Consider the following 10,162-nt stretch of genomic DNA (forward strand, 5'->3'; position numbering starts at 1 on the left):
GGGGCAGGAGAGGAAAGCATCACCGGACCCTGGCCAGCCGGGCGATCAGTCGCGCGGCCGCGTTGAGCAGCATCACCAGGACGATGAGCGTCAGCGCGGCACCCCAGGCCCGGTCGATGGCGACCTGTTGCGGCTGGCCGGCCTGCGAGTAGATGTACAGCGGCAGCGCCGACTGCGGGCCGGAGAACGGGTTGAAGTTGATGGAGTCGGTCCCGAAGATGGTCAGCAGCAGCGGCGCGGTCTCACCGGCGACCCTGGCCACCGCGAGCATCACCCCGGTGACGATCCCCGGCAGCGCGGTCGGGAGCACGACCTTGACGATCGTCCGCCACCGGCTGACACCGAGCGCGTAGCTGGCCTCCCGAAGATCGTTCGGGACGAGCTTGAGCATCTCCTCGGCGGAGCGCACCACAACGGGGATCATCAGGATCGTCAGGGCGAGCGCGCCGGCGAAACCGGTTGGCTTCTGCTCGAGCGCGAGGATGTAGAACGCCAGGATGAACAGACCGGCGATGACGGAGGGCAGGCCGGTCAGCACGTCCACGAAGAAACTGATGGTCCGGCTGATCCGGCCCCGGCCGTACTCGACCAGGTAGATCGCTACCAGCAGGCTGAACGGAACGGCGAGAAGGCTGGCCAGGGCGATCTGTTCCAGGGTCCCGATCAGGGCGTGGTAGATGCCGCCGCCGGCGTCCCGCGCCCCGATGTTCCGCATGGAGTGGGTGAGGAAATTGACGTCGACGCGTTGCGCGCCCTTGGAGATCACGCTCGCCAACACCGCGACCAGCGGGATGACCGCGAGCAGGAAGGCGAGGTACACCAGGGTGGTGACGCCACGGTCGGTGGCCCGCCGGGAGCCCTCGACGGCGATCGACGCCACGGTCTGGCCGATCAGGTAGAGCGCCCCGGCGATCAGCACGAACTGGATCCGGCTCGTTATCGGGGCCAGCACGTACAGCACGACGGTGGCGGCGACGGCACCGGCGCCGATCGCGGGGAACACCGCCCGCGGCAGCCGTCGGCCGACCAGATGCAGGCCACCGGGGGCGGCGGCCATGGCGGCAGTCGATGTACTCATGCGGCGGCACCTGAGAATTCACGTCGGCGGGCGATGATGGCCCGGGCGATCATATTGACGATCATAGTGACGACGAACAGGACGAGACCGGAGGCGATGAGCGCTCCGCGACCGACGCTGTTGGCCTCGGCAAAGCCGTTCGCCACGTTCGCGGCGATGGTGTTGCCGGCCGGCGACAGGATCTGCCAGGAGATGCCGAAGGACGCGGGCAGTACCAGGGCGACCGCGATCGTCTCCCCCATCGCGCGCCCGAGCCCGAGCATCGACGCGCTGATGACTCCCGGCCGGCCGTACGGGAGCACCGCCGTGCGGATCATTTCCCACCGGGTCGCGCCGAGAGCGAGAGCGGCCTCCCGGTGCGCGATCGGCACCTGGAGGAAGACCTCCCGGGAGAGGGCTGCGACGATCGGCAGGATCATGATGGCCAGGACGACCGACGCGACGAAGATCGAACGTCCGACAACGCTGTTGTCGGTGGCGAACAGCGGAATCCAGCCGAAATAGTCGGTGAGGAACTTCTGGACGCCCTCCATGCGCGGGACGAGCACGATCAGGCCCCACAGCCCGAAGATGACGCTGGGGACGGCGGCGAGCAGGTCCACGACGAACGCCAGCGGGGCCGCGAACCGGCGAGGCGCGTACACCGTGATGAACAGTGCGATGCCGACCGCCACCGGCACGGCGATGGCCATTGCTATGACGGCCGTGAGCAGCGTGCCGAACAGCAGGGCCGCGACTCCGAAGACCGGCGGCGAGCCGTTCGGGAACCACTCCGTGGTAGTCAGGAAGTTGCCGGTGTTGGCGCTGAGGGCGTCCGTCGCCTCCAGCACCAGAAAGGCCGCGATCGCGGCGATGAGCGCGAGAAGGCCGAGACCGGCCGACCGGGTCAGGTTTTTGAACAGGGCGTCCATGGGTCTGGCCCGGGCGCCGTCGCTGCTGTTGGTGGGCTCCGCCGTGGCCACGGCGGCGTCGTTCCCCGGCGAGCCTTTCCGGGGGCCGTCCGGCTCACTGCTCATCATGCCTCTCAACAGGTTGTGTCAGGCAGTGTGCCCGCCCGCCCGCCTCACGCGGCGGGCGGGCGGGCACAGCGATGGATCGTCCGGTCAGGACTTGTGGGTACCGGATCGCCGTTTCAGAATCATGAAATTGTCGCTACGGCCGAGCGCACCCTCGCTGCAAGCCCACTCGGGAGCGGAGCGTAACCGAGGTTGGCGATAGCGGCCTGACCGTCCGCGGAGGAGGTGTAGGTCAGGAAGGACTTCACCAGCGCGGCCTGGTCCGCGGGCAGGCCCTTGGTGCAGGTGATCTCGTAGGTGACCAGGTAGATCGGGTACGCGCCGGATGTCGCCGCGGCGTAGTCGAAGGTCAGTTTCAGGTCGTTGCCTTCGGCGATCTTGGCTGTGCCCAGGCCCTTGGACGCGGCGTCCGTGCTGACCGTGACGTACTCACCGGCACCATTTTTGATCTTTGCTGTCGACAGGGCGGCGTTCTCCGCGTAGGACAGCTCGACGTAGCCGATGGCGCCGGTGGTCGACTTGACGGTCTGGGTCACCCCGTCGCTGCCCTTGGAGCCCTGGCCGCCCTGGGCCTTCCAGTCGGAGCCGGACCCGTGCGTCCAGTCGGCCTTGGCGACGCCGTCGAGGTACTTGGTGAAGTTGTCCGTGGTGCCCGAGCCGTCGGAGCGGTGCACCGAGACGACCGCCTTGTCCGGCAGGGAGGCCCCGGGGTTGTCAGCCGCGATCACGGGGTCGTTCCACCTGGTGACCGCACCAGAATAGATCTTCGCCAGCGTCGGGGCACTGAGCTGCAGGTCCTTCACCTCGGCGAGGTTGTAGATCACGGCTACCGGGCCGGCGACCATGGGCAGGTCGACGAGCTGGCCGCCGGTGCAGCGCTTGGCCGCGTTGGCCGCCTGGTCATCCTTGATCGACGAATCCGAACCCGCGAACGCCGTCTGGCCGTCGACGAACGCCTGCCTGCCCGCGGCGGAGCCGACCGACTGGTAGTTGATCGACGAACTGGCACACGCCTGCTGGTATTTCTTCACCCACTCGTCTATCGCGTTCTTCTGCGCCGAGGAGCCCGACGCGGTGATCGACCCTGTCGCGCAGGAGATCGCGGACGTGGTGCTGCCGCCTCCCGGCGTCGCCACCTCCTCGTTGTCGGAACCGCAGGCGGCCACCCCCAGCACCGCCGACATCGCAAGGCCCACGACCGCGACCTGACGCTTCCTTATGTTCACAAAGCGACCCTTCGACTTCAGCGCAACAGCGCTGCTCCGTCCGCCCCCGGACCGGGGTGCCGGCGAGAATCGAAGCGATTCAGAATGAACGAAAGATGAATGGGAGCGGACGCGAAACGGACGCTGATCAGAACACATCCGGGATCGGGCGAAGCGGCCGCGCAGGTCGCGGCGGGTGGGCCCCGGCCGCCGCGACACGCCCGCGCCACGGCAAACCGGTAGCCCGGCGGCATGGGCCTCCCCTGGCCCACCGGCGTCCGCTGTTCGTGTCCGCTGTTCGCGCCGACGACCGTCGGCGCCCGCCGGGCGAAGCCGCGAAAATGTCGCGGCCAGCGGCGCGGACGGTGGTCAGCCCCGACGGCGGGGCTGGGCGTCGGGACGTTCCGTGATGCGTCCGGCCGGCTACGCCGGGGCCGCGGAACACGCCGGGCAGTGTGTCCGCGAGCCTATCCGCGCCACTGGGAACGCCGGGGGACCTCTCCCCCGGTACGCCCCCCGGCATGCTCCCCAGGGTGTGGAGCAGCGGGGCCACGCTGGCTGTTCGCGCTCTCGACGTCGATGACATGGGCAACATTGGTGACACGCAGCAACCGAGTGATCTCCTCGCTGGGGCTGCGCAGAATGAGACGACCGCCGACGGAACGCTGGCGCTGATGCGCAAAAAGAATCACGGCGAGGCCCTGCGAGTCCATGAAGCTGACCTCGGCGAGGTCCACGATGATGTCCCTGGCCCCGGCGATCCGCGCGTCCAGCAGCGCTTCGCGCAGAGGTTCCAGCGAAGAGTAGTCAACGTCACCGATGGGACGGACGACCATGGCCTGCCGGCCACTCACCTCGACACGAACGCTGGGATACATGGCTCCCGGACCGACCGGACGTCCCCAGCGGCACGGGAGCTGGCCGGTGCGCTCCCACGTCGCTGCCCGCCCCTGATCGGGCGTGACACCCCCGGCTCTACCCCGAACCGCGAAAATCCACACTGTCTCCTTGCGCACAACCACGGCCCCTTGCGGGCAACCGCCATGAACAACCGTGGCTCCCCGCGGCCGACCGTGACCGGCTCGGTGACCTGCCCAGCGAGCCGCCCAACGCGACCCGCCCCTCGTGACGGGGCCACTGGCGACAGATGGGCTCCCGACAGGCGAATATATCAGCACAAAAACAGACAAGCCAGTAAAACTCCCCGTCTAACGGGATGGATCCGGCAACCATCACCAACGACGCTGGTCACATGACCAACGCAGCAGCACAGTCCCGATCAGGGAACGACCGAGTGTCCACCCTCGTCAGCCGGGCCGACGGCGCTCAGATCAGCATCGGCGTCCAGCCCGGTACCGGTATCGGGCCGGCGACGATCCTGCTCCGTGTCCGGTCGCCGCTGCCCGGTACCGACCACGCCACGTACCTGGCTGCGCAGGAGGCCCACCGCCTTGCCGCGGCCCTCACCGCCGCCGCGTGTGCCGCCCGCGAGCCCGGCGACCAGCCACGGGCGGCAAGCAACGACCCGCCACGCCCACGCCCGGACAGCCCCGCGTCACCCGAGCACGCCGTCACGATCTGCGAAGGGACCACCGTTTTCGATCTTTCCTGGCTGCTCGGCAGGCTGCCCGCCCACGCCCGTCTCGTTGACTTCGCCAGCGACACCGACGTCGTTCTGATCTTCAGCGTGGACGGCGCGGACGAGGCCGCCGGCCACGGGTGAGCACGACGGTCCGCGCCGACCAGCCGTCAGGTACGCACACGCCGCGTTTCAAGGTCGGCGCGGCTGTCGCACCAGTAGGGGCCTTCGTCCTCCACCACGTCAGTCATGATCACATGATGACGACCGACGTGTCCCGCCGACAGCAGGCAGGTGAGGCCCTCGGCGCGGCACCCAGGCGCGGTGACCGTCGCGGGTGTGCTCCAGACCAGCCACGCCTCCTGATTCCCCCAGCCCTGGAGAACGGCCATGTGCCTGTCCGGATGCCCGCTCTCCAGGGCGCACGTGACCTCGTCCGGCACTTCGTACGCCGCTCCCGGGAGGCCCTCGAACCGGCAGACGACCTCCTCGGGCACGCGCTGCCACGCGCCACAGGCACCATCGTCGATGGAGACACCCATCGTCGTTCCCTCCTGTGTGTCTCTGGGCCGCTCCGCTGCGGCCCAGTTACCAGGCCGAGTTACCAACGGCACGGATCAGTTGTCGCGAACAGTCCCGTGCCGGGGCGGCCAAAGCCCGCTCGGCCGACAAGCCCGATACAAGCACGCACAGCCCGAGCCTCGTACACCGGGTTAAAACTTTCCGTTTTGTCTTAACTTCATAGCGTAGTTGATCGCGAAAATCGACACCACCGGATCCGGTCACGGTGTGCCGATCACGGTGTATCGGTCATGGACGGCCCGCCCAGCACGGTCACTGACAGCCTGGCGTGCACCGCCGCGCCCGCGAGCGCGGCAGCCACCCCGGCGGTCGTGGCAACGATGACCAGTGCGCCTTCTTCCGTGCCGGGAGCGCGTTGCGCCGTTTCCCCGGCCCCGGGAAGCGCGAGAACGACGACGTCGGAGGCAACCACCTCCGCGCGCGGGACCTGCGCGTGCGGGGCCAGCGCCGATGGCGTCACCGGCCCCTCGGCGGCGGGCCCGGCACGATCCGTGGGGCGGCCCGCGGGCTGGTCCACAGCTGTCGTCCCATCCCACGGCTGCGACAGCGGCATGCCACCGACGTCGGTGGCGGCTGCCAGTACGTTCACATGATCGCCGACACGCAGGAACAGGACCGAGCCGGCGTCGGTGATACGCACCGGCGCGGCCACCAGGCCAGCCGCCGCCTGCCTCCGTGTGATCAGCCCGGGGCCGAGGACGCGCGCATCGGTGATCGGTTCGCCCTGTCGAACCGCAGCCGTCAGCGTGCGTCCGACCACATCCCGCGGGCTGCGTACGGCGCCAGCCGGTACAACGTCCGTCGGCAACGACGCCGTCCGGACGTCGGTCGCCGCCATGATGGCCCCACCCGCCAGATCAGCGGCCGCGACCACCACCGGCGTCGGGGACGGCGGCCGTGCCGGACGCACCGCCGCGACGGCGAAAAGCATGGCCGAAGCGGCGAGAACAGCCGCCAGCACCCGACGTCGTGCGCCGACCGCGATCCGCCAGGCGCGCCTGTATCCAGGACGGACCGCCTGGCGTCCGACGAGCGACATCATGACCTCCGCGATCATCGTCCGACAGAACGAAGATCACGTTAGTCGTCCGGCGAACCGGCGTCATCGCTCGGCCGCGCGCTGTGGACAACTCGCGGCGGAGCGCCATCCAGCGTCATAACCTGTGGATAGCGACTCGCGACCGGAGCGCCGCGACACCCGAGGACGTGCGTGGCAGCAGCCGGCCCTCAGGCCGCGGCGGTACCCGAAGCGGACGATCCCGACGACGACGAACTGGTAGACGCCGACGAGCTGCTGGAGGCCGATGAGCCGGTGGAGGCCGACGAGCTGGACGCGCTCGACGAGCCCTCCGCCGAGCCGCTGGCGGCGGCACCAGCGCCCACTGTCTCCTTGCTCGACGTACCAACACCGGCATCCTTGCCGGTCTTGTCCTTCGCTCTGTCCCGGGCGCCACCGCCACTACCGGACCGGCTGTCGGTCTTGTAGAAACCGGAGCCCTTGAACACGACCCCGACCGAACTGAACACCCGGCGCAGTCTGCCGCTACAGGTGGGGCACTCGGTCAGCGCCGCGTCATGGAAACTCTGCACAACCTCGAGGTCACGATCGCATGCGGTGCAGCGGTACTCGTAGCGCGGCACGGACTCCTCCCCGGAGTTAGCACTCGACTTCGACGACTGCTAACTCTAACCCGAGACGCGCCCCGCGCGTTCCAAGAGCACCCCGAGAGCCGCGAACAGCCCGGCGCCCTACTCTCCGGACACCCCCCTCCAGGTCTCTCCAGGTCTCTCCAGGTCAGCCCGCGGGCCCCCGTCCACAGAGCATGATCTTTCGGCCTTCGCTCCGCGGAGTGACACTCCGAAGTGACACAGCGGACATCACGCACCCCAAAGCATCACTGTGAGCATTGACTCTGCATGCCATCGACCGTCTCGCAACGCAACGTGACTCTCGGCGTGACAACGACATGAACGGCGACGTCATGCGCCTCGGTGGGAACACGATCAACCAGTTCGTTGTCGTGCACGACAGCCACGAACAGGGCGTCCGGCCTCGCCCGCCGCAACGCCCGGTCATAGGACCCCCCGCCACGACCGAGCCGGCGGCCGTGCGCGTCGACCGCCAGCGCCGGGACAATGATCACATCCGCCTGGTCGAGATCGAAGACGGCCGCACCGAGAGGCGGCTCGCGGGTACCGAACGCGCCGGCGATCAGCGCGCCCGTGTACTCCCGGAAATCCAGATCGAGATCGGGCCGCATGGACGGCAGCAGCACCCGTATCCCCCTCTCCCTGAGCCGTCCGAGCAGACGGCCGGTCTCGGGCTCGCCGGGCAGACTCGCGTAGGCCGCGACCCAGCGGGCCGAGGCGACCTCCGGGAGATCGAGGATCCGCCGAGCCGTCGTCGCGGCGCCGTTCGTCTCGGCCGCCCCCGCGACGACAGGGTGGTCCGTACCAGCGAGCCGGCCCGCTCGCGCCGCGAGCAGGCGTGCGCGCAGCGACGTCTTGGTCCCGTCCTCGCGCACGTCAGCGGACGTCCCGTTCGATGTGGTGCGGAGGGCGCTCGGCACGCAACCGCTCGAGGTCGGCATCCAGTTCCCCCTCCGACCAGCCCTGGTCGTCACCCCAACCGATGTCACGGTCGTCGTCGGACCGTTCCTCGTCCCACACGAGCGCTCCTCCTGCCTGCTGGAAGCGTCCGGCAGCCCCGTCCGGCCCACCTGGCTCGTCCGGCGTCGGTCGGTCTTCCCCCTGAACCCGTATGCCCCGCTCCGGGGGTGTCGTACCAGTCACTTCTCGGTCCGCGGGGGCTCGTCGGCCGGGGGGGCCGGGTCCTGGACACGCTCGATTCCCCGTGCGATAGCGCCCACGACCGTGTCCAGCGCGTCGCGCACGCCTGCCGAGTATGCCTTGGCTTCCGCCCCTGACCTGGGCATTCCCTGCTCTGCCACGAACTCGGGCCCGACATCGATCGCCGCCCGCAGGGCGCGGCGGTAACGGAGCACCGAGATCGGGGGCTCCCCATTCGGGTCTTGATCATATGCTTCGTCTCGGTCGAGCATCGCTCGAACGCCGGCACGACGGGCCACCGGTGTCACCATCGACGTCCTCCCAAAATATTTGCTGTTTAGCAAAACAAACCATAGCGGTAACCTTGACAGTTAGCAAAGAGGCTACGATGTTCCGCGTGGACGACGGTGAGCGTTTGGTTGGCATCGGGGACATAGCGTTCCAGCTGAAGATCACGCGCCAGGCGGTTGACTACTGGACGCGCAAAGACCCGCAGTTCCCTCCCCCCCTGCAGATCGTCAACGCGCCGACCGAGGGCTCCAAAGGGACCAGGGTCTGGCGCAAGCGCGACATCGACGCGTGGATCGTCGAGTACTACCGACGGCGAAAGATCTGACCGGCCGAGGCCGATGCGATCGTCGCTCTTCGCGGGCCGCCAGACAAGCCGGCGGACGGGGAGCGCACGGCCCGGAACCCCCCGGCGGGGATCCCGGGCAACACCGTGTGACAGATGATCGGCCTACCCGCATCAGCGGGCTTCCGACACTCGAGCACACAACCGCAGCGGATCCGGCCGAGCACTGTCCGACGGATACTCCGGGGCTCTTCCGCCCGCCGGGCCCGGGCCCTCCCGACGGCGAACGCCCGCCTCCAGGCCACGCAGGACGACCGCCGGGGACAACGGTCCCGGACAGCAGTCCCACCGGAGGCACCGCCCCGGCCGGATGCCGCACCGTACCGACAGATGCCCTCTTCAGCGGCCCCTCCTCAGCGGCCCCTCCTCAGCGGCCCTGTCCTCAGCGGCCCTGTCAGGCGACATCCATCGGACGCGGACGCCCCATTGGCCACCGTTGTCGACGTTATCCGCGATGACACGAATCCGCGGAATGACCTCGAATCCACGAAATGGCGGGGCAGCGCGGGCCCGCGGCGCCGCCCGGACAGCCGAGGGCAACCAGATCATCTTCCTTGCCGCCCCGGACGCCCGACGGCCCCGACGGCCAGCCCGGTGAACCGGTCGAACAGAAACAGAATAATAATCTGTCTATATTTGAGAACGCGGCCCGGCCGCATCGCGTCGTACCCGGCAGGGCCGTGACCTGCGGATGTCGTCCATCACCAGCGCCGGTCCGGCAACGGCACCCATCCCCTTCCGAGCCCCGCGGCCTTCATGCCGCCGGAAGCCCCTCAGGTAACCGGCAGACATATCCGTAACCGATACGTCCATAACAGGGCTGTACGCCGTGGACGCCTCCAGGGGGCGCCCGTGCGCCATCCAGGCCCGCACCGACGATCCCATGATCGACTATAGGCCGCCGCGGCGCCGGGACGTCGCCTCTGGGCCCGGGCCCGGGCTGCCGGCCCCCGCCGTGCCGTCCGGAACCTCCGTTCGCCGTCCCGCCACGCCTGAGCAGCGGGAGCGGGAGCGGGAGCGGGCTGAGCATCGCACCCGGCCCCAGGACGTTCACCCCTAGAGCGCCGGTCGGGTAACCATACGTATCCCCCCGAACGGTGGCCCGCTTCGATGAGCGCCAGCTACCGGAGAAGATCGGCGCTATTTTGTCGTTGTGTACGCTTTTTGGCCGCAAAAGCGTACACAACGACAAAATAGCCTGGATCATGGCCTGCACGGGTGGTCCGTGGATGGGATCCGCGCTACTTGACCGGTGCTCTAGCGAACAACGCCGCCGTG

Annotated in this window: 13 protein-coding genes and 1 pseudogene; 4 read left to right on the forward strand and 10 right to left on the reverse strand. The window is 68.8% G+C overall.

Features of this window, described 5'->3' with window-relative positions:
- Positions 1-19: 19 nt before the first annotated feature.
- From pstA to AC5LSR_RS15225, 4 genes are all read right to left on the reverse strand, one after another.
- Positions 20-1,078 (reverse strand): phosphate ABC transporter permease PstA, encoded by a 1,059-nt coding sequence (pstA, locus tag AC5LSR_RS15210; protein WP_250285020.1) that lies wholly within the window; start codon positions 1,076-1,078, stop codon positions 20-22.
- Positions 1,075-2,094: a phosphate ABC transporter permease subunit PstC gene (gene pstC, locus AC5LSR_RS15215; RefSeq protein ID WP_250285028.1), complete on the reverse strand. Its 1,020-nt coding sequence runs from the start codon at positions 2,092-2,094 to the stop codon at positions 1,075-1,077. Before pstC ends, pstA begins: the two co-directional genes overlap by 4 nt.
- Before the next feature lie 122 nt (positions 2,095-2,216).
- Positions 2,217-3,320: a phosphate ABC transporter substrate-binding protein PstS gene (gene pstS, locus AC5LSR_RS15220; RefSeq protein ID WP_250285019.1), complete on the reverse strand. Its 1,104-nt coding sequence runs from the start codon at positions 3,318-3,320 to the stop codon at positions 2,217-2,219.
- 446 nt (positions 3,321-3,766) lie between these two features.
- Positions 3,767-4,177 carry an STAS domain-containing protein gene (locus tag AC5LSR_RS15225; RefSeq protein ID WP_250285018.1) on the reverse strand — a complete coding sequence of 137 codons (411 nt, stop codon included), beginning with the start codon at positions 4,175-4,177 and terminating at the stop codon, positions 3,767-3,769.
- A gap of 416 nt (positions 4,178-4,593) precedes the next feature.
- Between AC5LSR_RS15225 and AC5LSR_RS15230 the strand changes: the two genes are divergently transcribed.
- A complete protein-coding gene (locus AC5LSR_RS15230) occupies positions 4,594-5,022 on the forward strand; it encodes a hypothetical protein (RefSeq protein ID WP_250285016.1) in 429 nt (142 codons plus the stop codon).
- 26 nt (positions 5,023-5,048) lie between these two features.
- Here the strand turns inward: AC5LSR_RS15230 and AC5LSR_RS15235 are convergent, their stop codons facing one another.
- Positions 5,049-5,420, reverse strand: a complete 372-nt coding sequence (locus AC5LSR_RS15235) for a hypothetical protein (protein ID WP_250285014.1) — start codon at positions 5,418-5,420, stop codon at positions 5,049-5,051.
- Positions 5,421-5,674: 254 nt separating this feature from the next.
- Positions 5,675-6,502 carry an SAF domain-containing protein gene (locus AC5LSR_RS15240; RefSeq protein WP_250285012.1) on the reverse strand — a complete coding sequence of 276 codons (828 nt, stop codon included), beginning with the start codon at positions 6,500-6,502 and terminating at the stop codon, positions 5,675-5,677.
- A gap of 168 nt (positions 6,503-6,670) precedes the next feature.
- Here AC5LSR_RS15240 and AC5LSR_RS15245 point away from each other — a divergent pair, with 168 nt between their 5' ends.
- Positions 6,671-6,946 carry a hypothetical protein gene (locus AC5LSR_RS15245; RefSeq protein WP_250285032.1) on the forward strand — a complete coding sequence of 92 codons (276 nt, stop codon included), beginning with the start codon at positions 6,671-6,673 and terminating at the stop codon, positions 6,944-6,946.
- A gap of 62 nt (positions 6,947-7,008) precedes the next feature.
- Here the strand turns inward: AC5LSR_RS15245 and AC5LSR_RS15250 are convergent.
- The 4 genes and pseudogenes from AC5LSR_RS15250 to AC5LSR_RS15265 all read right to left on the reverse strand — a co-directional run.
- Positions 7,009-7,101 (reverse strand): annotated as a pseudogene (locus AC5LSR_RS15250) (FmdB family zinc ribbon protein); the annotation flags it as partial.
- A 254-nt stretch (positions 7,102-7,355) separates the two neighbouring features.
- Positions 7,356-7,985 carry a 5-formyltetrahydrofolate cyclo-ligase gene (locus AC5LSR_RS15255; protein WP_250285010.1) on the reverse strand — a complete coding sequence of 210 codons (630 nt, stop codon included), beginning with the start codon at positions 7,983-7,985 and terminating at the stop codon, positions 7,356-7,358.
- Position 7,986: 1 nt separating this feature from the next.
- Complete coding sequence (locus AC5LSR_RS15260; protein ID WP_250285008.1) at positions 7,987-8,130, reverse strand: hypothetical protein; 144 nt, start codon at positions 8,128-8,130, stop codon at positions 7,987-7,989.
- A 119-nt stretch (positions 8,131-8,249) separates the two neighbouring features.
- Positions 8,250-8,561 carry a hypothetical protein gene (locus AC5LSR_RS15265; RefSeq protein WP_250285007.1) on the reverse strand — a complete coding sequence of 104 codons (312 nt, stop codon included), beginning with the start codon at positions 8,559-8,561 and terminating at the stop codon, positions 8,250-8,252.
- 77 nt (positions 8,562-8,638) lie between these two features.
- On the opposite strand from AC5LSR_RS15265, the gene AC5LSR_RS15270 reads away from it, so the two are divergent.
- Positions 8,639-8,866, forward strand: coding sequence for a helix-turn-helix transcriptional regulator (locus AC5LSR_RS15270; protein WP_250285005.1), 228 nt, complete (start codon positions 8,639-8,641; stop codon positions 8,864-8,866).
- 1,115 nt (positions 8,867-9,981) lie between these two features.
- The coding region (locus AC5LSR_RS15275) for a hypothetical protein (RefSeq protein WP_493468603.1) at positions 9,982-10,162 on the forward strand (181 nt) is incomplete at its 3' end.

The sequence above is a fragment of the Protofrankia sp. CiP1_Cm_nod4 genome (genome assembly GCF_982290645.1).